This window comes from Tessaracoccus sp. (assembly GCF_016714275.1).
GTDB lineage: Bacteria > Actinomycetota > Actinomycetes > Propionibacteriales > Propionibacteriaceae > Arachnia.
This window is the reverse complement of sequence record NZ_JADJNP010000001.1, coordinates 1,288,977-1,313,963: the sequence shown is the minus strand read 5'-3', so window position 1 is coordinate 1,313,963 and position 24,987 is coordinate 1,288,977. Positions and strand designations below refer to the sequence as shown.

Annotated in this window: 28 protein-coding genes, 1 tRNA gene and 1 pseudogene; 20 read left to right on the top strand and 10 right to left on the bottom strand. The window is 70.1% G+C overall.

Going from position 1 to position 24,987, the window contains the following annotated elements; genetic code table 11:
* Positions 1-28: 28 nt before the first annotated feature.
* The 5 genes from IPJ61_RS06140 (at position 29) to IPJ61_RS06120 (ending at position 2,591) form a co-directional block, all read left to right on the top strand.
* Positions 29-166, top strand: a complete 138-nt coding sequence (locus tag IPJ61_RS06140) for a hypothetical protein (RefSeq protein WP_297104158.1) — start codon at positions 29-31, stop codon at positions 164-166.
* Positions 163-834, top strand: a complete 672-nt coding sequence (nadD, locus tag IPJ61_RS06135) for a nicotinate-nucleotide adenylyltransferase (protein ID WP_459251252.1) — start codon at positions 163-165, stop codon at positions 832-834. The genes IPJ61_RS06140 and nadD overlap by 4 nt, the downstream gene beginning before the upstream one ends.
* Entirely contained in the window at positions 821-1,228 is a 408-nt protein-coding gene (gene rsfS / locus IPJ61_RS06130; RefSeq protein WP_297104156.1) for a ribosome silencing factor, read from the top strand. The genes nadD and rsfS overlap by 14 nt, the downstream gene beginning before the upstream one ends.
* A 15-nt stretch (positions 1,229-1,243) precedes the next feature.
* On the top strand, positions 1,244-1,849 hold the full coding sequence (locus tag IPJ61_RS06125) for a histidine phosphatase family protein (protein WP_297104153.1): 606 nt from the start codon (positions 1,244-1,246) through the stop codon (positions 1,847-1,849).
* 502 nt (positions 1,850-2,351) lie between these two features.
* Positions 2,352-2,591: a hypothetical protein gene (locus IPJ61_RS06120; protein WP_297104152.1), complete on the top strand. Its 240-nt coding sequence runs from the start codon at positions 2,352-2,354 to the stop codon at positions 2,589-2,591.
* An 18-nt stretch (positions 2,592-2,609) separates the two neighbouring features.
* Here IPJ61_RS06120 and hemQ read toward each other — a convergent pair whose 3' ends face one another.
* The 3 genes from hemQ to IPJ61_RS06105 are packed head-to-tail and all read right to left on the bottom strand — an operon-like array spanning position 2,610 to position 5,640.
* On the bottom strand, positions 2,610-3,320 hold the full coding sequence (gene hemQ / locus IPJ61_RS06115; RefSeq protein ID WP_297104151.1) for a hydrogen peroxide-dependent heme synthase: 711 nt from the start codon (positions 3,318-3,320) through the stop codon (positions 2,610-2,612).
* An 11-nt stretch (positions 3,321-3,331) separates the two neighbouring features.
* The gene (locus IPJ61_RS06110; RefSeq protein ID WP_297104150.1) at positions 3,332-4,375 is read right to left on the bottom strand and encodes a ferrochelatase; all 1,044 of its coding nucleotides are present in this window, start codon (positions 4,373-4,375) and stop codon (positions 3,332-3,334) included.
* Positions 4,372-5,640 carry a glutamyl-tRNA reductase gene (locus IPJ61_RS06105; protein WP_297104148.1) on the bottom strand — a complete coding sequence of 423 codons (1,269 nt, stop codon included), beginning with the start codon at positions 5,638-5,640 and terminating at the stop codon, positions 4,372-4,374. Before IPJ61_RS06105 ends, IPJ61_RS06110 begins: the two co-directional genes overlap by 4 nt.
* Before the next feature lie 57 nt (positions 5,641-5,697).
* On the opposite strand from IPJ61_RS06105, the gene hemE reads away from it, so the two are divergent.
* The 7 genes and pseudogenes from hemE to hemC (IPJ61_RS06075) all read left to right on the top strand — a co-directional run bounded on the left by hemE (position 5,698) and on the right by hemC (IPJ61_RS06075) (position 13,567).
* Entirely contained in the window at positions 5,698-6,705 is a 1,008-nt protein-coding gene (hemE, locus tag IPJ61_RS06100; protein WP_297104145.1) for a uroporphyrinogen decarboxylase, read from the top strand.
* A complete protein-coding gene (locus tag IPJ61_RS06095) occupies positions 6,702-7,985 on the top strand; it encodes a protoporphyrinogen/coproporphyrinogen oxidase (RefSeq protein ID WP_297104143.1) in 1,284 nt (427 codons plus the stop codon). Before hemE ends, IPJ61_RS06095 begins: the two co-directional genes overlap by 4 nt.
* Positions 7,982-8,866, top strand: a pseudogene (gene hemC / locus IPJ61_RS22515) (hydroxymethylbilane synthase); the annotation flags it as partial. The gene IPJ61_RS06095 and the pseudogene hemC (IPJ61_RS22515), both read left to right, overlap by 4 nt.
* A gap of 57 nt (positions 8,867-8,923) precedes the next feature.
* The gene (locus tag IPJ61_RS22510; RefSeq protein WP_459251266.1) at positions 8,924-9,607 is read left to right on the top strand and encodes a uroporphyrinogen-III synthase; all 684 of its coding nucleotides are present in this window, start codon (positions 8,924-8,926) and stop codon (positions 9,605-9,607) included.
* Complete coding sequence (gene hemB, locus IPJ61_RS06085) at positions 9,607-10,572, top strand: porphobilinogen synthase (protein ID WP_297104139.1); 966 nt, start codon at positions 9,607-9,609, stop codon at positions 10,570-10,572. Before IPJ61_RS22510 ends, hemB begins: the two co-directional genes overlap by 1 nt.
* A complete protein-coding gene (hemL, locus tag IPJ61_RS06080; protein WP_297105570.1) occupies positions 10,569-11,855 on the top strand; it encodes a glutamate-1-semialdehyde 2,1-aminomutase in 1,287 nt (428 codons plus the stop codon). The genes hemB and hemL overlap by 4 nt, the downstream gene beginning before the upstream one ends.
* A gap of 35 nt (positions 11,856-11,890) precedes the next feature.
* Complete coding sequence (hemC, locus tag IPJ61_RS06075; protein ID WP_297104137.1) at positions 11,891-13,567, top strand: hydroxymethylbilane synthase; 1,677 nt, start codon at positions 11,891-11,893, stop codon at positions 13,565-13,567.
* 10 nt (positions 13,568-13,577) lie between these two features.
* Here the strand turns inward: hemC (IPJ61_RS06075) and IPJ61_RS06070 are convergent, their stop codons facing one another.
* Entirely contained in the window at positions 13,578-14,411 is an 834-nt protein-coding gene (locus IPJ61_RS06070) for a CHAD domain-containing protein (RefSeq protein WP_297104135.1), read from the bottom strand.
* Between the two features lie 189 nt (positions 14,412-14,600).
* Here IPJ61_RS06070 and IPJ61_RS06065 point away from each other — a divergent pair.
* Both IPJ61_RS06065 and IPJ61_RS06060 read left to right on the top strand, forming a co-directional pair.
* Positions 14,601-14,673, top strand: a tRNA-Ala gene (locus tag IPJ61_RS06065).
* Positions 14,674-14,886: 213 nt separating this feature from the next.
* On the top strand, positions 14,887-15,357 hold the full coding sequence (locus IPJ61_RS06060; RefSeq protein ID WP_297104133.1) for a methylglyoxal synthase: 471 nt from the start codon (positions 14,887-14,889) through the stop codon (positions 15,355-15,357).
* A gap of 48 nt (positions 15,358-15,405) precedes the next feature.
* On the opposite strand, the gene IPJ61_RS06055 is transcribed toward IPJ61_RS06060, so the two are convergent.
* From IPJ61_RS06055 to IPJ61_RS06045, 3 genes are all read right to left on the bottom strand, one after another.
* Complete coding sequence (locus tag IPJ61_RS06055) at positions 15,406-15,939, bottom strand: dihydrofolate reductase family protein (RefSeq protein ID WP_297104131.1); 534 nt, start codon at positions 15,937-15,939, stop codon at positions 15,406-15,408.
* 314 nt (positions 15,940-16,253) lie between these two features.
* Positions 16,254-17,120 carry an alpha/beta fold hydrolase gene (locus IPJ61_RS06050; protein ID WP_297104129.1) on the bottom strand — a complete coding sequence of 289 codons (867 nt, stop codon included), beginning with the start codon at positions 17,118-17,120 and terminating at the stop codon, positions 16,254-16,256.
* Between the two features lie 96 nt (positions 17,121-17,216).
* Positions 17,217-17,903 (bottom strand): HEAT repeat domain-containing protein, encoded by a 687-nt coding sequence (locus IPJ61_RS06045; protein ID WP_297104127.1) that lies wholly within the window; start codon positions 17,901-17,903, stop codon positions 17,217-17,219.
* Between the two features lie 46 nt (positions 17,904-17,949).
* Here IPJ61_RS06045 and IPJ61_RS06040 point away from each other — a divergent pair, with 46 nt between their 5' ends.
* The 5 genes from IPJ61_RS06040 to IPJ61_RS06020 all read left to right on the top strand — a co-directional run bounded on the left by IPJ61_RS06040 (position 17,950) and on the right by IPJ61_RS06020 (position 21,128).
* Positions 17,950-18,975: a nitronate monooxygenase gene (locus IPJ61_RS06040; RefSeq protein WP_297104125.1), complete on the top strand. Its 1,026-nt coding sequence runs from the start codon at positions 17,950-17,952 to the stop codon at positions 18,973-18,975.
* Positions 18,976-19,054: 79 nt separating this feature from the next.
* Positions 19,055-19,210 carry a hypothetical protein gene (locus IPJ61_RS06035; RefSeq protein WP_297104123.1) on the top strand — a complete coding sequence of 52 codons (156 nt, stop codon included), beginning with the start codon at positions 19,055-19,057 and terminating at the stop codon, positions 19,208-19,210.
* Between the two features lie 114 nt (positions 19,211-19,324).
* Positions 19,325-19,834 (top strand): hypothetical protein, encoded by a 510-nt coding sequence (locus IPJ61_RS06030; protein WP_297104120.1) that lies wholly within the window; start codon positions 19,325-19,327, stop codon positions 19,832-19,834.
* A 66-nt stretch (positions 19,835-19,900) separates the two neighbouring features.
* Entirely contained in the window at positions 19,901-20,086 is a 186-nt protein-coding gene (locus tag IPJ61_RS06025; RefSeq protein ID WP_297104118.1) for a DUF5302 domain-containing protein, read from the top strand.
* 79 nt (positions 20,087-20,165) lie between these two features.
* The gene (locus tag IPJ61_RS06020; protein WP_297104117.1) at positions 20,166-21,128 is read left to right on the top strand and encodes a squalene cyclase; all 963 of its coding nucleotides are present in this window, start codon (positions 20,166-20,168) and stop codon (positions 21,126-21,128) included.
* Here IPJ61_RS06020 and IPJ61_RS06015 read toward each other — a convergent pair whose 3' ends face one another.
* Both IPJ61_RS06015 and IPJ61_RS06010 read right to left on the bottom strand, forming a co-directional pair.
* Positions 21,129-22,733 carry a trypsin-like serine peptidase gene (locus IPJ61_RS06015; RefSeq protein ID WP_297104115.1) on the bottom strand — a complete coding sequence of 535 codons (1,605 nt, stop codon included), beginning with the start codon at positions 22,731-22,733 and terminating at the stop codon, positions 21,129-21,131.
* A 9-nt stretch (positions 22,734-22,742) separates the two neighbouring features.
* Positions 22,743-23,867: an endonuclease/exonuclease/phosphatase family protein gene (locus tag IPJ61_RS06010; protein WP_297104113.1), complete on the bottom strand. Its 1,125-nt coding sequence runs from the start codon at positions 23,865-23,867 to the stop codon at positions 22,743-22,745.
* Positions 23,868-23,923: 56 nt separating this feature from the next.
* Between IPJ61_RS06010 and IPJ61_RS06005 the strand changes: the two genes are divergently transcribed.
* Complete coding sequence (locus IPJ61_RS06005; RefSeq protein ID WP_297104111.1) at positions 23,924-24,226, top strand: putative quinol monooxygenase; 303 nt, start codon at positions 23,924-23,926, stop codon at positions 24,224-24,226.
* Positions 24,227-24,253: 27 nt separating this feature from the next.
* Here the strand turns inward: IPJ61_RS06005 and IPJ61_RS06000 are convergent, their stop codons facing one another.
* A complete protein-coding gene (locus IPJ61_RS06000) occupies positions 24,254-24,985 on the bottom strand; it encodes a PIG-L deacetylase family protein (protein ID WP_297104109.1) in 732 nt (243 codons plus the stop codon).
* Positions 24,986-24,987: the final 2 nt, after the last annotated feature.

Below are 24,987 nucleotides of genomic sequence, written 5' to 3'. Positions count from 1 at the left end.
TGCCTGCCCGCTGCTAGGATCGCGTGCCATGAGCCTTCTTCTGGAGACCGCGGCCTCGGCACCGGATGTGCCGACCTGGGTCATGGGCGCCCTTGCGCTGTTCATCCTGTTGTTCGCGCTCGGCTGGGTCATCGGCTTCGGCTCCGGGCGACCGAACTCGAAGTGACGTCCACAGAGCTGGCGCTCGCACGCACCGAGCGTGACGGGCGACGCTACCGCCTCGGTGTGATGGGCGGAACGTTCGACCCCATCCACCACGGCCACCTGGTGGCGGCGTCCGAGGTCGCGGCCGAGTTCGGCCTCGACGAGGTCGTCTTCGTCCCCACCGGCGTGCCCTGGCAGAAGCGCGACCGCGACGTCTCCATGGCCGAGGACCGCTACCTGATGACCGTCATCGCGACGGCGTCGAACCCGCGCTTCTCCGTCTCCCGGGTCGACATCGACCGCGAGGGGGACACCTACACCGTCGACACGCTGAAGGACCTGCGGGCCGAGCGCGGCGACGACACGGACCTGTTCTTCATCACCGGTGCCGACGCGCTGAGGCAGATCCTCACGTGGCGGGGCGCGGAGGAGCTGTTCGACCTTGCCCACTTCGTCGGCGTGACCCGTCCGGGCGTCCCGCTCACGGCGCGCGACCTCTCGCACCTGCCCAACGGGTCGGTCACCCTGCTGGAGGTGCCTGCGCTGGCGATCTCCTCGACGGCGTGCCGCGAGCGCGTCCGCGACTTCAAGCCCATCTGGTACCTCGTGCCCGACGGCATCGTTCAATACATCGCAAAGCGGGGCCTCTACCCGGCCCCCGGATCCGGAGTCTCTGATGACCGTTCCTGACACCGTCCTGGCGTCGGTGCTCGTCGCCGCCCAGGCCGCGGCCGATAAGAAGGGCCGCAACATCGTCGCGTTCGACGTGTCCGAGCAGCTCGCCATCACCGACGTCTTCCTCATCGCCTCGGCCAACAACGAGCGCCAGGTCGGGGCCATCGTCGACGGCGTCGAGGAGGAGCTGCTGAAGCACAAGCTGAAGCCCACGCGCCGCGAGGGCGACCGCGAGAACCGCTGGGTGCTGCTCGACTACCTCGACTTCGTCGTCCACGTCCAGCACACGGAGGAGCGCACGCTCTACAACCTGGAGCGCCTGTGGAAGGACTGCCCGCAGCTCCCGCTCGACATCCACCTCCCCGAGGTCGACGACGACGAGGACGCGGAGACGCCCGCCTGGATCTGACAGGGCTAGGAAGGCGTGAAGGAGAAGCCCATGGTCGAGGGGACGACGCTGGTCATGCTGCGGCACGGCCAGACGGACCTGAACGCCACCGGGCGGTTCCAGGGCCAGGCCGACATCCCGCTGAACGCCAAAGGGCGCGAACAGGCGGAGGCGGCGCGCCGTCGGCTGACCGGCGTCCGGTTCGACGCCGTGTACTCCTCGCCGCTCAGCCGCGCGCTGGAGACGGCCCGGCTGATCCGCCCGGACGCCGACATCGTGACGGACCGACGCCTGATGGAGATCGACGTCGGCAGCTGGTCCGGCCGCACCTGGGACGAGGTCAAGGCCGAGATCCCCGACTACGACCGCCGCTACGCCAACGGCGAGGACTTCCGGCGCTCACCGACGGGGGAGACGCTCGCGGAGGTCGTCGCCAGGGGCGTGCCCGCGATGCGTGAGATCGCGGAACGCCACGCGGGCGGGTTGGTGCTGGTCGTCGCGCACGGGCTGCTGCTCAATCGGGTGATCCATGCGCTGCTGGGCATCGAGGGCCGGGCGCTCGGCGGCCTCGGCAACGCGCACCACTCGGAGCTGCTCTACACCCACGGCGCCTGGCGCCTCCAGGCGCATAACGTGTCCTGAGACCTGGCCCACCTGAGGGGTATGGATGTGCCTCGGGGTTGCTTAAAGTTGACACTTTCACCTGGGACTAGTCGCGGTCGCTGTTCGCAACTACATTGCGTAGTAGATGATCCATTGCCTAACTAACTAACTAACGAGTAGATCAAGGTGTTTCACATTCCTCTTCGTGGCGTAGCGTTCTCACTCGCGGCGGTTTTCTGCTCGCTTCGCGAGCGTTGCCCAAGCCGAGGTCGTTGCCCCCTCCGAGTAGTACCGAAGGATGGTATTACTGGGAGACTAGCTCGTGACGTGCATCAACCGTCTGTGGGTGGTAGCCGTGTGCGCGTCATTCGCGATGATGTGCGGATGTGGCAGCGCGGAGTTGCCGCCCAACCCTCCGACGTCGTCACCTTCCCGTGAAGTGTCCCCTACCCCCAGTTCGGTAACTCCGGTGCCGCCTATCCCAGATCTCTTCAAGGACGCTATCGCGCATGTGCGGGTGGTGGGAGGAGAGATAAGTTCCGTGAATGGTGAAGCCGAAGACTCTGAACGCTATCTGGTCCATGCGATCTGCCAGGGCGGCGCGTCGATGAGCTACGTCTTACGGGTAGACGGTGTGGCCGCGTCGAGCAGCGAAATCAAGTGTGGTGTGGACACGGTCTCCAGCGCATTCGTCGGCCCCGCCGATCTCGTGGAAATTGAGCTGACCGGCTCATATTCGACGAGCTTTGAAGCGTTGGCGGAAGTAGTTCCAGAAAGGTGATCGAAAGACCCAGCGTGGTCAGGCGCGGGGCTGGCGCTCGATCCACTCGGCGAGCGACACCCGGGGGCCGGTGAAGAACGGGGTCTCCTCGCGGACGTGGAGCCTGGCCTCGACCCCGCGCTGATGGCGCATCGCGTCGACGAGGCTGTGCAGCTCGTCGGCCTCGAAGGCCAGCAGCCACTCGTAGTCGCCCAGCGCGAACGCGGCGAGCGTCGAGGCGACGACCTCCGGGTACTCGCGGCCGGCCATGCCATGCTCGCGGAGCATCTTGGAGCGGTGCTCCTCATCGAGGTAGTACCAGTCATAGCTGCGCACGAACGGGTAGACCGTCAGCCAGGGGCGCGGCGCGAAGCCGGCGAAGCAGCTGGGCACGTGCGTGCGGTTGAACTCCGACGGCCGGTGCACGCCCACGCTCGACCACACCGGCTCGAGGGAAGCGCCGAGCTCGCTCCGGCGGATGGCGTGGTAGGCGGCCTGGAGCTTCGCGGGGTCGTCCGACAGCAGCCACACCAGGAGGTCGGCGTCGGCGCGGAACCCGCCGATGTCGTAGAAGCCGCGGACGGTCACGCCCGTCGCGGCGACCGCATCCTCGACATCGGCGAGAGTGCCGTCGGCAGGCAGCGGCGCGGCCGTAGCGAACACGCAGTACATCGCGTACAGCGACGAGGCGTTGATGGCCTCAAGGTCCACATCGGTCTGGTCGCGCTCGTCGCGTCCGGGGTGCTTCACGGTTCTTCTCCTTAGGAAACGGATCGGCGGGGGAGGCAGCAGCCGCCGATGGGGGCGCAGGCGAGGGCGGGGGCCGCCAGCTCGCCGCGGGCCAGGGCGGCCATCTCCACGAGCCTGTCGACCAGCAGCGCGACGAACTCGGGGTCCGTGTCGACGGTGGCCGCGCGCTGGTATGCGAGGCCCTGGGCGTCGGCGGTCTCCTTGGCCTGGGTGTCGAGGTCGTAGCGGACCTCCATGTGGTCCGAGATGAAGCCGATGGGCGCGGTGACGACGCCGGCGACGTCGTCGAGCTCCTCCATCCGGTCGTTGACGTCGGGCTCCAGCCACGGCACGTGCGGCGATCCGGACCGCGAGCAGTAGGTGAGCTCCCAGTCGAGGTCCTCGCCCAGCTCCGCCGACGCCAACTCCGCGACCGCGGCAGCGACCCGCAGGTGCTGGGCGTCGTAGCGCGACTCGGGCTCGCCGGACCCCGACCGGGCGTTCATCGCCAGGGGGATGGAGTGGGTCACGAAGAGCAGCTTCAGCGGCGCGTCGGCCCCGACTCGGGCGCGCAGCTCTCGCCATGCGGCCACGACGGCGCGCGCCTGGGCGCGCGCGAACGCCGGCGACTCCGCGAACGGGCCCACCTTGTCGAACCGCACCCGGCCGTCGACGCCCGCCTCGGCCGCATCCAGGTCCTCGCGGTACTGCCGGCAGCTGGAGTAGGAGGAGTAGGCCGACGTCGCGAGGGCCGCGACGCGCTCGTGGCCGGCGTCGGCGAGCGTGCCGACCGTATCGGCGAAGAACGGGTGCCAGTTGCGGTTGCCGATCACGACCGGGACGTCCACGCCGCGGCGACGCAACTCCTCGGACACGCGCGCCAGCAGCGCGGCGTTCAGTTCGTTGATGGGCGATTTCCCGCCGAACAGCTCGTAGTGCTGCGACACCTCGACGAGGCGCTCGTCGGGGATGCCCTTGCCCGCCGTCGCGTTGCGCATGAACGGCAGCACGTCTTCGGACTTGTCGGGCCCGCCATAGGACGCGAGCATCACCGCGGTGTAGGGGGCGAGACTCACATCGCCTCCGCGACCGTGTGAATCGTCTCCAGGTCGCACACCTTGAGATTGGTCACCGGGCACGTCAGCTCCTCCATCACGTTCGGGTTGATCTCGACCGGCGCACCGATGCCGTACAGCTCCTCCATGGCGTGGAGATACTCGTCGGTGCGGCCCTGCTCCGCGGCCAGCCGCGCCCGCGACGAGGGCACGTGCAGGAGACGCGTCGCCAGCCGCCGCAGGGCGAGCGCGGCGTCGTCGGGGGTGAGGGGTCGTTGGGGGAGCCGCGCCACCTCGTCGTCGACCAGCGCCATGACGGACTCCCGCAACCCGACGACGGCCGGGTCGACCACGCGGGAACGCAGCTTGGTGAGCGCAAGGGCGATGCCCTCGTTGACGATGGCCTGCGCGCGGCGGGTGTCCTCGGCGATGCCGCCGCCGAGCGAGTCCTGGATGGCGGGCAGATCGATCAACCGGATGCCCGTGAGCTGCCCGACCCTGGGATCGACGTCGCGGCGCAGCGAGAGGTCGAGGAAGGTGGCTGAGCGGGTGACGTCGTCGACGCCGACGACAGTGGCACCCTGGCCGCGGCAGGTCACCACGAGGTCCGCCATCGCCACCCCTTCCGCCACCGATGTCACCTGGGCGGTGCCGTGGCTGGCCGCGAACTCGGCGCCGCGCCCGCTCGCGGAGTGAACGGTGATGGTGCGGACGCCGCGGGCCCGGGCGGCGGCGACGACCGCGCCCGCGTAGGACCCGGTGCCGATCAGCAGCATGTTCGTCGAAGCCCAGTCGGCGGCGACCAGGTCGAGGCCCGCGCTCACGACGGAACGACCGGCGCCCTCCAGCGTGGTCTCGCGCGCCACGCGCCGTGAGGCCTTGAGCGCCTCCTCGACGGCGATCGTCAGGGCGAGCGACGAGCGCCCCTCGACCTGTGCCTGGGCCAGCGCCCTGCGGAGCTGTCCTGAGATCTCGCGCTCGCCGACCACCATCGAGTCGAGGCCAGCTGCGACCCGGAAAAGGTGGCCGAGCGCGGCCTCGCCGAGAAACAGGTCCCAGGCGGGCGGCACGGCGAAGCGTTCGTTGATGACGGCGCGCATCATGCTGCTCGTGATGCCGGGATCGGTGTCGAGCAGCACCTCCACGCGATTGCAGGTGCTGAGCAGCAGGGCGCCGGTGACGCCGTCGATGTCGTGCAGGCGCTCGGCGAGGCCTGCCGCGTCGTCACTGATGCGCTCGACCTCGGTGAGACCCTGTCGGGCGTGTTGGATGGAGAAGATGGTCATCGTCACAGTGCCCCCCATTCAAGCACTCATGCCATCGTGCGGCAGAATCGACCCACCATGAGTTCACTTCTCGCCGCCCTGAGCGGCCACCGCCCCGATCGACTGCCCGTCTGGTTCATGCGTCAGGCGGGCCGTTCCCTGCCGGAGTACAGGGAGGTGCGCGGCGGGACGACGATTCTTGAGGCGTGCCTCTTGCCGGAACTGGCGGCGGAGATCACGCTCCAGCCGGTGCGTCGCCACAAGGTGGACGCCGCCATCTTCTTCTCCGACATCATGACGCCGCTCGTGCTGGCCGGCGTGGACGTCGACATCGTCTCGGGCATCGGGCCGGTGATCGACGAACCGGTCCGCACTGCCGCGGACGTCGACCGCATCGTCGGTCTGGTCGACATGGACCCGGGCGCCGTCCAGGAGGCCGTGCGGATCGCGATCGCGGAGTTGGGGGAGGAGACGCCGCTGATCGGGTTTGCCGGCGCACCGTTCACCCTGGCCGCGTACCTCGTCGAGGGTCGCGGCTCCCGCGACCACCTCGCCGCCCGCGCCATGATGCACGCCGATCCGGCCGCCTGGAATCGCCTGCTCGCCTGGTGCGCGGAGCTGTCCGGGCGCTTCCTCTCGGCGCAGGTCGACGCCGGCGCCCGCGCCGTGCAGCTGTTCGACTCCTGGGCCGGCTCACTCACCCGCGCCGACTACGTCGCCCATGTCGCGCCGCACTCTGCGGCCGCGTTGGCGACGGTGGAGGGACGCGTCCCTCGTATTCACTTCGGCACCGGCACCCGCCATCTGCTTCCGGACATGGCTGCCTGCGGCGTCGAGGCCATGGGCATCGACTACCGCACCCCGCTCGACGAGGCCGCGGCGATCCTTCCGGGGCTGCCGCTGCAGGGCAACATCGATCCGGCGCTGCTATCGGCAGGCTGGGGGGCGCTTGAGGCGCACGCTCGCGAGGTGGTCGAGCGCGGGAAGGCCGCGCCCGCCCACGTGGTGAACCTCGGTCACGGTGTCCCGCCGACGACGGACCCCGGTGCGATCACCGCCCTCGTCGATCTCATCCACTCGCTATGAGCCGCGTCGCCGTCGTCGGGGGCGGGCTCGCCGGGATGCTCGCCGCACTGCGACTCTGCGAGGCGGGCCATCAGGTGCAGCTGCGCGAGGCGGGATCGGCCGCTGGGGGAATGATCGCCGCCGCAGACCTCGCCGGCACGCTGGTCGATGCCGGCGCTGAGGCCTACGCCGCGCGCGGCGGGACCGGCCGGGCGCTCTGCGACGAACTCGGCATCGACGTCGCCGGCCCCTCCGGCGTCGCCCACATCTGGCGCCCCTCGGGCGCATCTCCCATGGCGGAGGGTGTCGTCGGCATCCCCGCAACGCTCGACGACCCGGCCCTCCGCGCGCTGTCTCTCGAGGGGCGCGTGGCGGTCGCCCGCGACGCCGACCTGGGTCCGGACGCAGGGGCGGACGCGACGACGGTGGGCACCCTCGTGCGCGCCCGTCTCGGCGACGAGGCGCTCGCGACCCTCGTCGAGCCCGTGACCCGCGGCGTCTATGCCACCCCGGCCGACCGGCTCCCGCTCACGGCGGTCGCACCCGGCCTGACCGCCGCGCTGCGCGCGCAGGGGTCGCTGCTGGCTGCGGTGGCAGCGACGCGCGCCGAAGGCCCCACCGTCGAGCAGCCGGTCGGCGGTATGTTCCGGCTGATCGCGGAGATCGAGCACCGCGTCAGGGCGGCGGGCGGCGACGTCCGCTGCGCCGCCGCCGTCACCGCTCTCGCGCGCGACGGCGAAGATCTCGTCCTGACCACCACTACGGGCGAGGTCCTCCGCGCGGACCGCGTGGTGCTCGCCACGCCGGCCACCGTCGCGGCGCGACTGCTGGCGCAGGTCGGCGTCGAGATCGTCCCGCCTCCGGTGCGGTCCGCGCGGTTCGCGATCCTCGCGGTCTCGACGCCCGAGCTGGCCGGCGACCCTGTCGGCTCCGGCGTGCTCGTCGCCGACCCGGCCCCGGGACTGTGCGCAAAGGCCCTCACGCACTACTCTGCCAAGTGGCCGTGGGCTCGCGCCGAGGGCCGTGAGATCCTGCGCCTCTCCTACGCCGCCGACATCGACCCCTCCCGGGAGCAGGCAGTCGCCGACGCCTCGCTGCTCACCGGCATCGCTATCGATCCCGCCGAGGTGGCCGAGTTCGCGTCGGTAGAGTGGGCGTCGATGCCCGCCCGAATCGACCCCACAGCCCGCGACAGCTTCCTCAGCGACGCCGCAGCGGTCGGCGTGGATCTCGTCGGCGCCTGGATCGACGGCAACGGCATCGCCCCCGTAATCCTCGGCGTGGGACGGGTTGTTCGATGAAGCTCACGCTGGGGACGCGGGGCTCCGCGCTCGCCGTCGGTCAGTCCGAGCTGGTCGCCGCACAGCTGCGCACGCTCGGCCACACCGTCGAACTGGTGCGCATCCGGACGGGCGGCGACATCGAGCGAGGCTCCCTCACGAGGCTCGGCACGCTGGGGATCTTCGCGGCAGAGCTACGCACCGCCATCCTCGACTGCCGGTGTGACCTCGCCGTTCACTCGCTGAAGGACCTGCCGACGACACCCGTGCCCGGCCTCGCCATCGCCGCGATCCCCGCGCGCGCCGACGCCCGCGACGCGCTCTGCGCCCGCAACGGCCTGACGCTGGACGGGCTGCCTGCGGGGGCGAAGGTGGGAACGGGCTCGCCCCGCCGGGTCGCCCAGCTGCGGGCGCTGCGGCCTGATGTCACGTTCGTCGACATCCGCGGCAATGTCGGGACGCGGTTGGCGCGTGTCGCGGAGGGAGACCTCGACGCCGTCGTCCTCGCCGCCGCAGGGCTCAGGCGGCTGGGCCTGGAAGCCCACATCACCGACCTCCTCGACATCCTGCCCGCGCCAGGACAGGGTGCCCTCGCGCTCGAGTGCCGCGCGGACCGCCTCGACCTGATCAACGCGCTCGCCCGCATCGACGACGCCACGACGCACGACGAGGTCGACGCCGAACGCTCCGTCCTCGCGGGGCTCGGTGGCGGCTGCGCGGCCCCCATCGGCGCCTGGGCCCGCGACGGCGTCCTCCGGGCGGGCGTCTTCTCGCTCGACGGCACGGCGGCCGCCCACGCAGAGCGACCTCTTGGGCCGGGGGCCGACGACCTCGTCGTCGCGGATCTCCTCGACGCCGGGGCCGCCACCGTCGCCCAACTCGACGCCTCCCGCCCCTCACGCCTGGCCGACCTGCACGACGACACCTCCCTCTGGGGTGGCGCGCGCAGCCTCGCGGGCGTGCGGGTCCTGCTGCCCCGGGCCGACGGCGCGCTGGCCGACGGCATCCGCGCGGCCGGGGCCGAGGTCGTCGCGCATCCCGTGCAGCGCAAGGTCTTGCTGCGCCCCGGCGGCGGGCTCGACGGCGCCGACTGGGTCACGCTCACCTCCGCAACCACGCTCGACGCCCTCGAGCAGCTCGGCCTGACCATCCCCGAGTCGGCCCGCGTCGCCGCCGTCGGAGCCACAACCGCCGCGGCGGCTGCCCGGCGCGGGATCCGCGTCGACCTGGTGCCGCAGGGCGAGGCCAGCGCCGCCGCGCTGGTCGCGGCCTTCCCATGCGGCACGGGCCGCGTCGTCGCGCCCGGCTCCGCGCTCGCCAAGCCGACCCTCGCGCACGGGCTCTCCGCCAAGGGCTGGGACGTCGAGACCCTGCCCGTGTACACCGTCGTGCCGCTGCGGGAGCTGCCCGACCGCCTCGGCGAGGAGTGGCGGGGCGGCCACTTCGACGTCGTCGTGGTCACCTCCGGATCCGTCGGTCGCGCCGTCGGCGAGCTGCTCGGGTACCGTCGCGGCATCCGGGTCGTCGCGTTCGGGGAGCCGTCCGCCGCCGCGCTGCGCGAGTTGGGCGTCGAACCCGACGCCCTCGCCGCCACCCAGGACGCCGCCGGCGTCGTCGAAGCCATCGCATCGCTGGAGGAGTAATGACCGTCATTCGCCCGAGAAGGCTGCGCACCACCCCCGCCATGCGGCGGCTCGTCCGGGAGGTCGAGGTGCGGCCATCGCAGCTGGTGCTGCCGATGTTCGTCGCCGAGCGCCGCGGCGAGATCTCGTCCATGCCCGGCGTGGTCCGCCACGACCTCGACTCCGTCCGCGGCGCCGCGGAGGAGGCGGTAGCCGCGGGGGTCGGCGGCCTGATGCTCTTCGGCGTGCCCGACGACGCCGTCAAGGACGACCGCGGCTCCCAAGGCTGGGCCGAGAACGGGATCCTGCAGCGCGGCCTCGCCGCGGTCCGCGGCGCCATCGGCGACGCGACGGTCGTCATGGCCGACACCTGCTTGGACGAGTTCACCAGCCATGGCCACTGCGGCTTCCTGACCGCCGACGGCCGCGTCGACAACGATGCGACGCTCGCGGCCTACGTCTCCATGGCCGTCGCGCAGGCGCGGGCCGGCGCGCACGTCGTCGCCCCGTCGGGGATGATGGACGGCCAGGTCGAGGCCATCAGGGCAGGGCTCGACGGTGAGGGGTTCGAGGACATCGCCATCCTCGCCTACGCCGCGAAGTACGCGTCCGCGTTCTATGGCCCGTTCCGCGAGGCCGTCGCCAGCTCGCTCGACGGCGACCGCCGCACGTACCAACAGGACCCGGCGAACCGGCGCGAGGGCCTGCGCGAGGTCGAGCTCGACCTCGCTGAGGGCGCCGATATGGTCATGGTGAAACCCGCAGGCTCCTACCTGGACGTGCTGGCCGACGTCGCCGCCGTCGCGGATGTGCCCGTCGCGGCCTACCAGGTGTCGGGGGAGTACGCGATGATCTGCGCGGCCGCAGAGCGCGGCTGGATCGACCGCGAGGCCGCGGCGCGGGAGTCGGTGACCGCCATCGTGCGGGCCGGCGCCGACATCGTGCTGACCTACTGGGCGAAGGAGATGGCCGCGTGGTGCAAGTGAACGAGGACCAGGTGCTGTTCGACAGGGCGCGTGCCGTCATTCCCGGCGGCGTGTCGTCGCCGGTGCGCGCGTTCGGCTCGGTGGGCGGCACGCCCCTGTTCATCGCCGAGGCGCGCGGCCCCTACGTCGTCGACGCCAACGGCGACGCGTTCGTCGACCTCGTCTGCTCGTGGGGTCCCGCGCTGCTGGGCCACGCGCACCCGCAGGTGGTCGCCGCCGTGCGGGACGCCGCCGGCCGCGGCCTGTCCTTCGGGGCGCCGACGGCCGCCGAGGTCGAGCTGGCCGAGGCGATCCGCGCCCGCGTGCCCGTCGCCGAGCAGGTGCGTTTCGTGTCAACGGGCACTGAGGCGACCATGACGGCCGTGAGGCTCGCGCGCGGCGCGACGGGCCGCGACGTCATCGTGAAGTTCGCGGGTTGCTATCACGGTCACTCCGATGCGCTGCTGGCAGCGGCCGGTTCCGGCGTCGCCACCCAAGGGCTTCCGGGATCCGCGGGCGTGACGGCCGCGGCCGCGGGCGACACCGTCGTCGTCGACTACAACGACCTTCACGCGGTCGAGCGCGTGTTCGACAAGGTCGGGGACCGGATCGCCGCCGTCATCACGGAGGCGGCCCCGGCCAACATGGGCGTCGTCCCGCCCGCGCCCGGCTTCAACGCCGCGCTGCGCGACATCACCGCCCGCCACGGTGCGCTGCTGATCCTCGACGAGGTGCTGACGGGCTTCCGCGTCGGCCCCGGCGGCTGGCTGGGCCTCGAGGGCGGCTACGCACCCGACATCGTGACATTCGGCAAGGTCGTCGGCGGCGGGATGCCACTCGCCGCACTCGGCGGGCGCGCGGAGCTGATGCAGCTGCTGGCGCCGGTCGGTCCGGTGTATCAGGCAGGCACCCTTTCCGGCAACCCGCTGGCCACCGCCGCGGGCCTTGCGACGCTCCGGCTGGCCGACGACGCGGTCTATGAACGCGTCAACCACCGGTCCGCGGAGTTGCAGGTCGCGGTCGGGGAGGCGCTGCTGCGCGCTTCCGTGCCGCACGTCATCCAGACCGCGGGCAGCCTGTTCTCCGTGTTCTTCCGCGACGGCGAGGTGGCCGACTACGAGGCCGCGAAGGCGCAGGACCAGGCCGCGTTCGGCCGGTTCTTCCACGCCATGCTGGAGGGTGGGGTGGCGCTGCCCCCGTCGGCCTTCGAGGCCTGGTTCCTGTCCGCGGCGCACGACGACGCGGCGATGGAGCGCATCGTCGCGGCTCTTCCGCGGGCCGCGCGAGCCGCCGCGCATCCGTGAGAGACTAGTCCGCAGGTTTCTGGGAAGGATCAAGGGTGAAGCTTCGACTGGGTACGCGGGGATCGGCATTGGCGTTGGCGCGCTCCGAGCAGGTGGCAGATCTTCTGCGCAAGGCGGGGCACGAGGTGGAGATCGTCCGGGTCTCGAAGACCTCGGGCGACAGCAGCCAGATGCCCGGCAGCGGTCCGGCGATCGGCACGTCGACGCGCGAACTGCGCAAGGCCCTGCGCAAGGGGCTCTGCGACGTCGTCATCCACTCCATGAAGGACATCCCGCTCGACGAGGAACCCGGCGATCTCGTCATCCGTGCCATTCTGAAGCGTGGCGACCACCGCGACGCGCTCGCGACGCTGTCGGGTCTGCCGCTGGCCGCCCTGCCGCGGAAGTCGCGCGTCGGTGTGACCTCGCTGCGGCGCATGGCCCAGCTTCGAGCCCTGCGGCCGGACCTGACCTTCATCGAGGTTGGCGGCTCCGTGGAGGAGCGGCTGCGCCGCGTGGAGCCGGGAGACCTGGACGCCGTCGTGCTGTCGGCGGTGACGCTGAAGGCGCTGGGGCTTGAGGACCGCATCGCGGAATACCTGCCCATACTGCCCGCCCCGGGTCAGGGTGCGCTGGCGCTGGACTCGCGCGCCGACGACGCCGAGGTCAGCGCCGCGCTGGCCGAGCTCGACGACATCGAGACCCGCATCTGCGTCGAGGCCGAACGTGCGGTGCTGACCGGCCTGAACACCACCTACATCGCGCCCGTCGGCGCCCTCGCGTCGCGCCGCGGCATCCTCGGCCTGAAGGCGGGCGTTTACTCGGTGGATGGCACGAAGCGCGTGGTCTTGGAGATCGGGTTGCCGACGTCGCACCTTCACGCGCAGCGCACCGGCCACAACGTCGCGAAGGCGCTGCTGCAGCGCCGCGCCGAGCGCTTCTTCACGCCGGAGGTGCTGTCGGCGGTCGACCTCACCGAGCATCACGACGACGAGTCGATGTTCATCGAGTGGGGGAGCGACGACGACCGCATCCGCGTCCTCCTCCCGCGCCTCGAGGGTCAGCTCTCGCAGACGATGCGGCAGAACGGGCTGCGAGTGGACTGCGTGACGCTGCAGGAGGGCCGCCTCATCGCAGCCGACAACATCATGGCCGGTGCCGACTGGGTCGTCATTCCCTCCGGTCAGACCATGTGGGCGCTCCGCGAGCGCGGATGGGACATCCCGGCCAGCGCCAAGATCGCCGCGATGGGTTCGATCACCCAGCAGATCGTGGAGGAATCCGGGTACACCGTCGAGTTGTGCCCCGACGGAACGGCAAGCTCGCTGCGACTCGTGGACGAGTTCCCGCCTGCCGAGGGCGACGTGCGTGTCGTCGTCGTCGGCCCCGATCAGCTGTCCACCAAGTTGGAGGACGGCCTGCGGGCGAAGGGCTATACCGTCGATCGCTGCGAGATCTACACGATGGCCGACGTCACCGACCTCGAGCCCGAGCTGCGCGAGAAGTGGGATGAGGGCGCCTGGGACGCGGTCCTGCTCAGCCAGCCGTCGCTTGCTCACGCCTATGCGCACCTGTTGGGCCACCGCGACGATGTCGCGGTCCTTGCCTGGGACGAGCCGACGGCGGAGGCTCTGGTGGCGGAGGGGGTCCCGGTGTTCTCGACGGCGAAGAGCAAGGACGTCTTCGGTGTCGCTGCGCTCGCCCGCGAGCTGGCAAAGCACTACAACAAGTAGTCTCGCGGCGCTATAGCCCCGCCGCGAGCGCGGTGTCCAGCTCGGCCCGGCCATGCGCCAGGGCTGCATGGCCGCGGCCGGACTGGAACGCGAGCAGGGCGTCGATCACGGGGTCTCCAGTCAGGTCGGCGAGCGCCTCCTGGGCGACGACGGAGTCCTGCACCTCGCCGAGGGCGTCGGTGACGGCTTCCCAGGCCGCGGCGTGCCGCAGTGCCCGGCGGCCGAAGACGGGGGCGAGTGCCTCCGCACCGTATCTGACAGCCTTGGCCGCCTTGCGTACCTCATGCCACCCGCCGAGGCTTGCGGGGTCGGCGAGCGCGGCCGCGTAGCGGATGGCGGCCCTGCCCCGCGCGCGGTCGAGCAGGCCGTGCAGCATTGGCTGGGCGGGTGCCGCGGCGGCTGCGGTGAGTTCCGGAGCAGCCTGCCAGCAGGTCAGCGCGCGCCGCAGGGCGTCGTAGCGTGGGGTGACCATGGCTGCGACCAGTTCGCCGTGCGCCCGGGCGTGAGCGTCGGTCAACCGATTGCTGACCTCGCGACGCTGGGCGGCATCCACCGCCACTCCGATGCTGTCCAGGGCAGCGAGCAGGCCGTCGCGCAACACCTCGGCATCCCTCGGCGCCCCCAGCTCGGCGGCGTGCCAAGCCAGTTCGGAGCGCAGCCGTCGCACTCGTCGATGGGCGAACAGCGGCTCGAAGGTCGCGAGGGCCGAACGCATGCGCCGGGTCGCCACGCGGCTGCGGTGGACCGCGTCCGGCTCGTCGGAGAGGACCCCGTCCTCCAGGGTCTGCAGGACGCCCACCTGTGCGCGGAGGTAGTCCAACACCACGTCTCCGGCCTTCTCCACGCCGCACACGCTACACGCGGTCGTCGGCCTCCGAGACGGATCGTCGGAACGGCCGCGCCGGCGTTTGTCAGCGGGCGTCGCACGTCGGTGAGGCCCTTGTCAGCACCGATTTTCCAACCTGTGCGGAGATGCGCTAAAGTTCTTCGAGTCGCCGCAAGGCGGCAGGGTCACCGAGAGGTGAACCAACCTGGGGCTATGGCGCAGTTGGTAGCGCGCTTCCATGGCATGGAAGAGGCCAGGGGTTCGAATCCCCTTAGCTCCACAACCTCAAGAATTAGCCCCTGACTAGGCAATATGCCAGAGTCGGGGGCTTTTCGTTTCCACGCGAGAACAGGCGACGAGCTGCCGATCATCGTGCCCGGCCCTGCTCGACGGCCAACTCTTCGACGTTCTTAACAAGCCAGCAGCGTGTGGTTAACCTCCCCGCAACCTTTTCCGCGCAGCATGGTGGACATCCTGAGTAGTGAGAACCGATATGAGTACTGAGAACCGACGTAAGATCGCGCTTGTCGCGCACGACAACATGAAGACCGAGTTGCTGAGCTGGGCCGAGTTCAACCGGGACACTCTGGCCCAGCATGACCTCTACGCGACGGGCACCACCGGCACGATGCTCGAGTACGAGCTGGGGATACCGGTGCACCGGTTCCTCTCCGGACCCGTCGGCGGAGATCAGCAGATCGGCGCGCGTATCGCCGAGGGTGAGCTGGATCTGCTGGTCTTCTTCTGGGATCCGTTGGAGGCCCAGCCCCACGATCCTGACGTCAAGGCCCTGCTGCGGATCGGCGCGGTGTGGAACATCCCGATGGCCTGCAACGTGGCCACCGCCGACATGGTCATCTCCTCGCCGCTGCTCTCCAATGGCTACCTGCATCGACGCCCGGACCTCACGCCGCGGGACTGGGACCACACCGCCGGCGTCTCCTCGGGGCGGACTGCAGCCTAGGTGGTACTCCTGGTGTGAGGTCGTGAACGCGGGTCGAGCGGGTCTGGCCTACCGGGGCAGACCCTTGCGGACCCGGTAACGGGTACAAGCGAAGTCGCGGTTGCGGACGACATCGATCAGGTCGAGTTGCATGGCTCGGGTGAATAGTGGCCGACCCGAGCCGAGCATCACCGGTGCGAACTGCACCCAGACCTCGTCGAGCAGACCGGCTTCGGCGAACTGTCCGGCGAGGTCACCGCCACCCATCACCCAGACGTCATTACCGTCGGCAGATGCGGCGATATCGTCGATGACCTGGGAGGGCGGTCCCTGTGAGAACCGCACGTCGGCACAGTCGGGGACCCGCAGCTCCCGGTGGGTGAAGACCCAGGCGGGTCGTGTGTACTCCCACGCCTCTTGGTTCTCCAACAGCCACTCGTACGTGGAGGCCCCCATCACCAGTGCGCCGATCCGTCCGATGAACCCGGGGTATGCCATCGGGCCGTTCATGTCGAAGTCCTGTGCAAACAGCCACTCAAGCGAGTGGTCGTCAGTCGCGATGAACCCATCGAGCGACGACGCGGTGTAGAAATGCGTGGCCATGTGCAAACCCTAGGTGAGAGTGAACGGCGAGATTGTGGCTGCGATAGACGCGACCCCGGGCCTCTGTTCCGCGACGCGACGCCAGCCTTGGATCGCGCCTGGCTCCACGTCATCTGGCACTGCTGGCAAGACAGCCTCGTCTACCACCCCGAAACCCACCGCGCGCTACAACGCGTCCTCACCCAAAAGCACGGCGGCTTGACATAGGGCATCTGACGAATCCCGCCCGGGTAACGCCGGATCGCGGAGCAACTGGACGGAACTAACCTGGCAGGCGACGCGATCCGCGGGTCGGGCATGGGAACACCTGGCGTTCAGACGGTTCCGATCCAGGCCAGAGCGTCTGGGGCGCCGTCGAGAACGGTGATGTGCCCCGCCTCCGGGATCAGTCGCAGCGCCGCCGTCGGGCAGCGCGCGGCGAGCCATCGGCCGTGGTCAGTCGGAACCATCCTGTCGTTCCCCCCGTGCATCACGAGGACAGGGACATCGATGTTCCCTGGGTGGAACCCCCAGGGCTGGACGGCAGCGAGGGTGTCCTCCAGCATCCCCTCGTTGCCCTGTTCGATTGCCTTTCCGGTGACACCAGCCAGCCATGACCAGTCCCCGCCGAGAGCCGCGACGTCGGCCTCGGTGAAGAAGGCGCTCATGTCCTCGGGTTCAGTCTGGGCCCAGTGTGCGCGTAGCGCGGCGCGACCACTCGTCGCCGCACGGTTCTCCGCAGCGATGCCGGGCGACCAGCCAGCGAACCAGTCCAGCCCTTCCGCCGCGAACGGTGCGGGAGCAGCGATGCTCACCGCCGCGATCACCCGTTCCGCGAGCAGTGCGGCGCACGCCAGCGCGTGAGGGCCTCCGCCGGAGTGGCCGAGCACGGCGAAACGCTCGATACCGAGTGCGTCGGCGATCGCGGCGACATCGGACGCCGCCGACGCGACCGCCCTGCCGTCGTGCGGGCTCGGCCCTCCGTATCCTGGCCGGTCGTAGGAGATCCAGCGCAGGCCGTGCGCGGCAGCGGCGGCGAACAGCGGTTCGGGAGGGGAGCCGAGGTTGGGTGAGCCGTGAAGCCAGAACACCGCGGTCGCGGACTCGGGTGCCTCGCCGTCGGCGACAGACGGTCCCGAGCGTGTGTCGTAGGCGTGCAGCGTACGGCCGTCCTGTAAGCGCACATCGAGTTCGATCGTCATCGCCTCAGCCTATGGTTCGCCACACGCTCGTCGAAAACGATCGCGAACTCCTCGTCAGTGATGACCCGCAGCCCGGAGCACCGCCTCGCTCGGGTGTCAGAGCAGCGAAGACAGGCGCTTCTTCCGCGAGTTCTGGGTGACGATCCAAGCGACGTCGGCGTCCTCGGTGTCCAACTCGCGAAAGGCAGGAAGACCCGCCGCAGGGTCCGCGGCGACGGCGACGCTCCAGCAGTAACCGAGCGCCTGTCGCAGCGTCCGCGCGTCAGGCATCTTGCGCCGGGCCGGTGGTAGCTGGCAGAGGTTGCGCGTCGCGACGCGGCATACGTCGACGGCGAGGGCCGCGGTCTCTGGGGTGCGAAGGAGCCTCGGCTCGCAGATCGCCGCTGTGGCGGCGCGCTGCACCAGTGGATCGTCGCCGTCGGCCCAGCCGCGCACGATACGAGCCAGCTGGGACGGCGCCGTGTCGCCGAGGAGCTGGAGTCCGAGGGCGACGCCCTCCCTCACCCTCCATCGGGTATCGGAGGCCAGGTCCCGCGCGCGGCGCTCGCTGGCCGGATCGTCGGCGCGGGCGCCCAGTGCCGCAGCGGCGCACATCGTCTGGAACTCCCTGCCGTCGCGGAGGAGCTCGCCGACGACGGCGGGGTTCGCGCGCAGTGCGACGGCGGTGGCGAGCGGGAGGTTGGCTCGCGGTCCGGGAAGCCCGGAGTGCGCGCCCAGGTAAGCGGACCACTCCGACGGTGGGAGCGCCCACAGTGCTGCATGCTCGGCGATCGCGTCGGCCATGGCGCGATCGTAGTCCTCGGCGGCAGGGCGGTCATAGGCTGGGTGCATGGGACGACTACTGGACTCGCGCCTGCCACTGGTTGCCGCGCCGATGGCCGGCGGGCCGACGACGGTCGAGTTGGCGATGGCCGCCGCGCGGGCCGGGGCGTTCGCTTTCCTCGCGGCGGGCAACAAGGCGGCCGACGAGGTGGCCGGCCAGGTCGAGGCGATGAGCGCACTCGGTGCGCCCTTCGGCGTCAACCTGTTCGTTCCTCCGCGGGGCGCCGTCGACGCGGAGGCATTCCGCGCCTACGCCGCCGAGCTCCAGCCGGAGGCCGACGTCTACGGCCTCGTCCTTGATGCCCTTCCCGTGAGCGGCGACGACGAGTGGAGAGCGAAGGTCGATCTGCTGGTGCGGCGTCCCGTTCCCGTCGTCTCACTGACCTTCGGCCTGCCGGACCGCGACGATGTCGAGGCACTCAGGCGCACCGGATCGGTGGTGCTCGCGACCGTGACGAGCACTGATGAGGCCCGTGCCGCGGAACGGCTCGGCGTCGATGGGCTCGTCGTACAGGGAATCGGTGCGGGCGGCCACAGCGCCGTGCACGACCCGCGCGCCACGCCCGACGACCTGCCGACGGGCGAGCTCGTGCGTAGGGTGCGCCGCGTCACCGCCCTTCCGCTGGTCGCCGCCGGCGGCGTCGATGGCCCGGCCGCGGTCCGGGAGCTGTTGGCAGCGGGGGCGGAGTCGGTCGCCGTCGGCACCTTGCTGCTGCGCACCGAAGAGGCGGGGACTTCGCCCGTCCACCGTGCGGCCCTCGCCGCAGGCCCGGCGTCCCACGGGAACAGCACGGTCCTCACCAGGGCGTTCACGGGACGGCCCGCACGAACCGTGCGCAACGGCTTCGTCGATCGCCATGACGCGACGGCCCCGACCGGGTACCCAGAGGTGCACTACCTCACTCGGCCCCTCCGCCAGGCTGCGGCGCGTGCAGGAGACGCCGAACGCCTCCACCTGTGGGCAGGCACCGGTCACCGGAGCGCCCCAGACGGCCCCGCCGCCGATGTCATCGCTTGGCTGTCCGGCGCGTAGAATCGGTCGACGCCATCGAGTACATCCTTAGCGCACGGCACCACCTATCCGCGGAACCTCGAAGAGGAAGGAGCTGAACATGTCCAAGAAGAAGCCGGTCATCGGCGCCAACCCGCTGATGGCCCAGGCCGCCCGGGAACTGCGCCGCTCCAGCGCCGCGAGCCCTCATGTCCCCGAGCCACGCAAGGGGACTCGCAGCTTCGCGAAGAAGCGCGCGATCGCCGACCAACTGTAGATCGCGACGGCCGATACGGCACTTGTACGCAGAAGCAACATGGAGAGCCGATCGTCGACGGCTGATCGGGCGCACCGTCGCCTTTGCGCCGGCATGCCGGGGTAGTGTCGGTACATGAAGGCCAACGCTGCGCTGCAGATCATCTTCGCGTTCTTCCTCGGGCTGGTCGTCGTCGCCTTCGTGGGCATTGGCGCCAACACCTTCTATCCGAGCCCGAACTACCCGGCGGACCCTTACGATCCGGAAGTCTGGGAGGCCGCACATAGCCAGTGGGCGCTGATCACCGGCGTCGTCTTGCTGCTCTGTGCGACGGCGCTGCTCGCCGTGTCGCTGTTTCTCCCCGAGCACCAGGCGGTGCTCTCGAACGGCATCCTTCTCGGCGGCGTGTTCACCATGATCTATGCGGTCGGCATGGCGTTCTCCGCCGACACGAGCCTCGTCCGGTTCGGTGTGGTGACGGTGGCACTGGCCGTCACCATCGCCGTCGGGTACCTGAAGTTCGCCCGGGGGCGCCCTGCAGCCGGGCCGACGGCGCAGGACCACGGTGAGGTGGGGGAGTTGGGCGAGCGCCTCACCGCTGTTGAACGCAAGCTCGACGCCCTCGGGCGCGCCCTCCACGACTGAGGTCTCGGCGGCTCGTTGACGGCGTTTGCCCTTGCCCGCCGAGCCTCTGCAACCTACGGTGGGGTCATGGCTGAGACTGAGAACAACGGGCCCGAGAAGCTTGACCCGAAGGAGGCCATGCGGCAGGCGCTGGAGCGCAAGAAGCAGGCCGAGCACATGTCGGCTTCACACGGGATCACGGCCGACCGCGAGGCCGGGCACATCCACGGCAAGGCGGCGGGCAAGCGCGAGTTCCGCCGCAAGTCCGGCTAGATCGACTTCCGAGCTACCGCGTCGAACTCCCACGTCGCCGCCCTGGCCCGCACCGAGGGGGACGGAGTAGCGTCGGTGCATGGAAAAAGGCATCCGTGAGTGGCTCCTCGACGCCGACCCCGCGCTGCGCTGGCAGGTGGAGCGCGACCTGCTCGGCGCACCGCCGTCCGTGTGGGAGGCGACCCGGGCGCGAGTCGCGCGCGAGGGATTCGGTGCGGCGCTGTTGGCCCAACAGGGCGAGGACGGTCAGTGGGCCGGTGGCGCCTACTTCCCGGCCGGCTACTTCGACAGCCCTGAGCAGGCTGAGCCGGGGCAACCGTGGATCGCGACGACATGGTCGCTGAAGGACCTGCGCGATTGGGGCGTCGACCCCTCTGTCCTCCGCGACACGGCCGAGCGGCTCGGCAGGTTCTCGCGCTGGGAGTACGACGACCTCCCGTACTGGGGTGGAGAGGTGGACGTGTGCATCAACTCGTACACGCTCGCGACCGGCGCCTGGTTAGGGGCGGACGTCTCCCGGCTCGTCGCCTGGTTCCGCGACCACCGCCTCGCCGACGGCGGATGGAACTGCGAGGCGGAGGAGGGGGAGTCGGTGCGGTCGTCGTTCCACTCGACCCTCAACGCGCTGCGCGGCATCCTCGCCTACGAGAAGCTGACCGGCGACACCTCGCTCCGCGCCACCCGGCACGGCGGCGAGGAGTACCTGCTCACCAGGCGGCTGATGTATCGCGCCTCCACCGGGGAGGTCGTCGATGACTTCGTCACGCACCTCTTCTACCCCAACCGGCACGTGTACAGCGCCCTGGCCGCGCTTGATCACTTCCGCGAGGCCGCGGAGTTCGACGGCACCTCGCCCGACGAGCGGCTGTCGGACGCCGTCGATCTGGTGCGATCGAAGCGGCAGCCCGACGGCAGCTGGATTCAGGAGTACAAGCTGGCGGGGCGCACCTGGTTCGACATGGACGTCCCGGTCGGGGAGTCGTCGAAGTGGCTCACGCTGATCGGCACTCGCGTCCTCGACTGGTGGGACGCGGCAGGGTAGTCACCGGCTGGCGATCGGGATCCTGACGACGTCGGTGGCGTTGCCTGCCTGGTCGAGGCCGTAGATGCAGTAGGTGGCGGGCAGGTCCTCGGCCATGAGCGTCAGCGGAACGATGAAGAAGTCCTGGAACGTCTCGGTCGCCGGGCATTCCGCATCTCCGGGCACCCATGTGAACCGCACCGTCGACAACTCCGGCGGATTCAGGAACGGGGAGACGGACACGTTGCCGTCGCCGAGGTCCTCGACGGAGCCGCCGGGCTGGAACAGCGGCGGCGTCCGGTCGACTTCGAACAGCACCGACGCGGCGCCCGCGTAGTCGTCGTTCGCGACGGCACACAGCGCATAGTGGCCCTCATCCTCGGGCAGCTTCACCGGGAGCACGTAGCCGTCGTCCCAGTCGTGACCTACGGCGGGGACGGTGACGGTGGGGGCATCCGAGTAGGTCGCCGGGTCGCCGCACACCCCCGAGTCCGTGAGCTCCACGAGCACGGTGCGCACCGGCGCCGAGTCGGCGACCGCGGGGTTGACGACGAGGTTTGCCCGCGGGGGTATGCCGGTCGCGTCGGGAAGGTCACCGCCGCGGAAGATGCCGCCGCCGTTGTTCGCCCACACCGATGGGACCTCCAGCGGACAGTCCCCGCCGAGCGCGAAGGAGCCCTTGGCATCGAAGCAGCGGCCGATCCCCGCGACCGAAACCGCGTAGGACGTCTTCTCGACCATCGTCGGGCCGTCTGGGCTGAGCTCGCAAGGCCGGTTGAGGAAGCAGTGCCCGCCGTTGGCGGGGTCGGCGGCCCAGGTCGTCGTGTTGACGATCGCCGCGATGGCCTCGGGGGCGCCGTCGGCGCCGACGGTGAGCAGCGGCGAGCCGGAGGAGCCCTGCCGGACACCCGGGCAGTCGGTCGCCCATGCATCGCGCCACAGCCAACTGAACTCGATCAGGTCCGTCTGGTGGGTGAGCGTGCAGTCGCCGCCGCGCAGCACCCACTTCTCCTGCGCGATGTCCTGGACGGGGGCCGCGATGTTCCTGACCTTTGTCCCTGGCGCGGGCTCTTCGTCGACGATCGGGATGGGCGCGATACCGAGCGTCTTGAGCTCGCCCAGCGTCTCAGTGAGCCGCACGAGCGACACGTCCCTGCCACGCATCGTCGAGTACTCGAGCACCTCCGCATCGACCGGGTACGGCGCGGGGTTGTCGTGCGTATCGAGCAGGAACCCCTGCCCGAACCAGTCCTCGCCAACGGTCGCCGACTGCGGTGGACGCCCGACGTCGCCTGTGCAGTGCCCGTTGGTGAGGATGTAGGCAGGCCCGTCGTCGACGCCGGTGTCGACGACGGTGCCCGTGCAGTTGGAGCCCATCTCCAGCCGAGCGACGCCGGTGAAGGCCCCGAGCTCGGCGAGGGAGAGGGCGGGGGCGAGGTCAGGAAGCGGCGCACCGACCCCGGGAAGATCCGGCGTCTCGGTGGTGGGGCCCGAGGGGGGCGACGACGGCCCCGGGGGCGGTGCGCCCGTACATGCGGCGAGCGCGAATACCACCGCGAGTGTTGCGCCGGCCGCGATCGTCCTTGTCACGCCGCGTCCGTGCCCATGGTTCTGCCTCGTCGCCATGCCGTGATCCTAAGCTCCTTGTCGCGCCGATGATGGGCGTCGAAGAGAGACCCCTAGAAGTGAGGGCCGTGGAACGGCGCGCTGCTCACTTGATGATCGTCGTGGCCCGCAGCATGTTGTGGTCCGACGGGATCGTGCCCTGAACTTGCCGGTCTTGGGGTCGACATCGATCACGGTCTCCCATTCGGGCACCTGGATTCCTGTGCTCGTCCAGATGTAGTCGATGTAGATGCCGTTTACCCACGCGGGCTTCACCGGGGCGGTCCGCTTCCACGCGTTGTGGCTGGAGTACTGCGTGTTGATGCGTTTCTTGACCGTCGCGCCGCCGGTGGTCGTCGTCGACAGGTAGGTGTTGCCGAGCGGGTCCACGTAGCCGGCCTTGCGCATCGCGTCGTAGGGCTTGTTGCCGCCGTCGGTCCACTTGTGGGAGTTGAAGTCGCCCACCACGTAGGTGGGGAGGTTCTTCGGGTTCTTGGCCGCGATGACGGCGAGGATCTCCTTCATCTGCGTGGCTCGGGTCTTGATGCTCTTCTTGTCCTTGCCGGGGTCGAGGTGCACGTTGACGAAGAAGAACTTCTTGCCCGTCGCCTTGTGCTGGAAGTGCGCCCACTCGACGTAGCGCTGCTGCTCCATCTTCGTCTTCTGGCTCGTCGTCTTCTTCGACCCCTGCTTCAGCAGCGTGAGCGTCGAGCTGTTGTAGACGATCTTCTGGCTGTTCGCCGCGCCCTGGTACTTCTTCGCGCACTTGTATGGCGTCTTCGGGTTCTTGCAGTTGTATCGGGCGGTGTTGGCCATCTTGTACGGCTTGCCGAGGCGCTTGACCAGGTCTTCGGCCTGGCTGAGATCCGGTTGGTTGGTGCTGCCGGTCTTGCCGAGCTTGCCCTGCGAGGCCTCCTGGAAGCCGATGACGTCGGGCTTCTGCTTCAGCACGGCCGTGACGACGGCGGAGCGGCGCTTCGTCCAGGGGTGGGTGTCAGTGTCGACCGTCTCGGACCCGACGTTGTAGCTCACGACCCGGATGGTCGCCGACGCTGCGGCAGCGCCCTGTGGCGGCAGCAGCGCGATCAGGACGGCGAGGACGACGGCGAGCCGGGCCAAGACTCGGGGCCGGGGGAATGTGGCGACGGTGAGCACGGCGTCAGTCTATGCAACAGCCCGCCGGGAGCAGCAGGGCCCGAGTAGGCTGAGGCATGACTTTCGCCAATGTGGGCACGCTGGGAACGCTGCCGGGTAAGCGCGACGAACTGGTTGACCTGCTCACGAGGTGGAGCCCGGAGCTCACTGAGGCCGGCTGCCTGCTCTACGAGGTCGGGGTCAACGACGACTTCCCCGACACGGTGTTCGTGGTGGAACTGTGGGCGTCTGAGGACGCCCATCAGTCCTCGCTGCAGCTGGACAGCGTTCGCGCCTCGATCAGGAAGGCGATGCCGCTGCTTTCCGGTGAGATGGATGGGACGAGGTTCTCCGTGCTGGGCTCACCGCTGCGCGACTGAACTCCGCGCGGACCGGCGGATCGAGGCTTAACCGCGCAGACGCTGGGCGGCCAGCGTGACGGCCCGCTCCACGCCGGCCAGCTCGCCTTGTCGCTTCAGCATTTCCGGGATGAAGTCCTGAGGCGCCGGATGCCAGGGGAGGTCGGCGAGGTAGGCCTCGTGAGCGGTCAGGGATGCCACGCCACGGCGCTCGTCGTCGGCGTCCAGCGCGACGAAGTGGGTGGGTTTCGTGGCGGTTAGCAGCAACCAGGTCGTGCCCCAGGGCTCCAGACCTTCGTCGAGGAGGTCGCGGAACACCCAGCGGTTGTCGGCGTCGCGGACGGCGTCGATGGTGGCGATGCCGGCCGCGCGGTGGTCGGCGTGGTCGATGCCCCACGGGGTGTGCAGTTCGCCCGCGCCGCTGAGCACGGCGTCGGGACGGAATCGACGGATCTCCCGGGCGACGGCGTGGCGTAGGTCGAGGCCGTACTCCAGCATCCCGTCGGGGAAGTCCAGGATGGTCAGGCTCTCGACCCCGACGATGTCGCAGGCGTTGCGCTGCTCGATGGCGCGGAGTGGGCCCGCCTCTTCCGGTGGCCGCTGCATCCCTGCCTCGCCGGCGGTCAGGAGAAGGTAGCCGACCTCGACACCCCGGCTGGTCCAGTGCGCGACGGCCGCCGAGGTGCCGTACTCCGCGTCGTCGGGATGGGCGACGACGATGAGGACACGCCGGAAATCGGCGTCGTCAAGCAGCTCCAGTGCAGGCTGTGTTGTCTCCATGG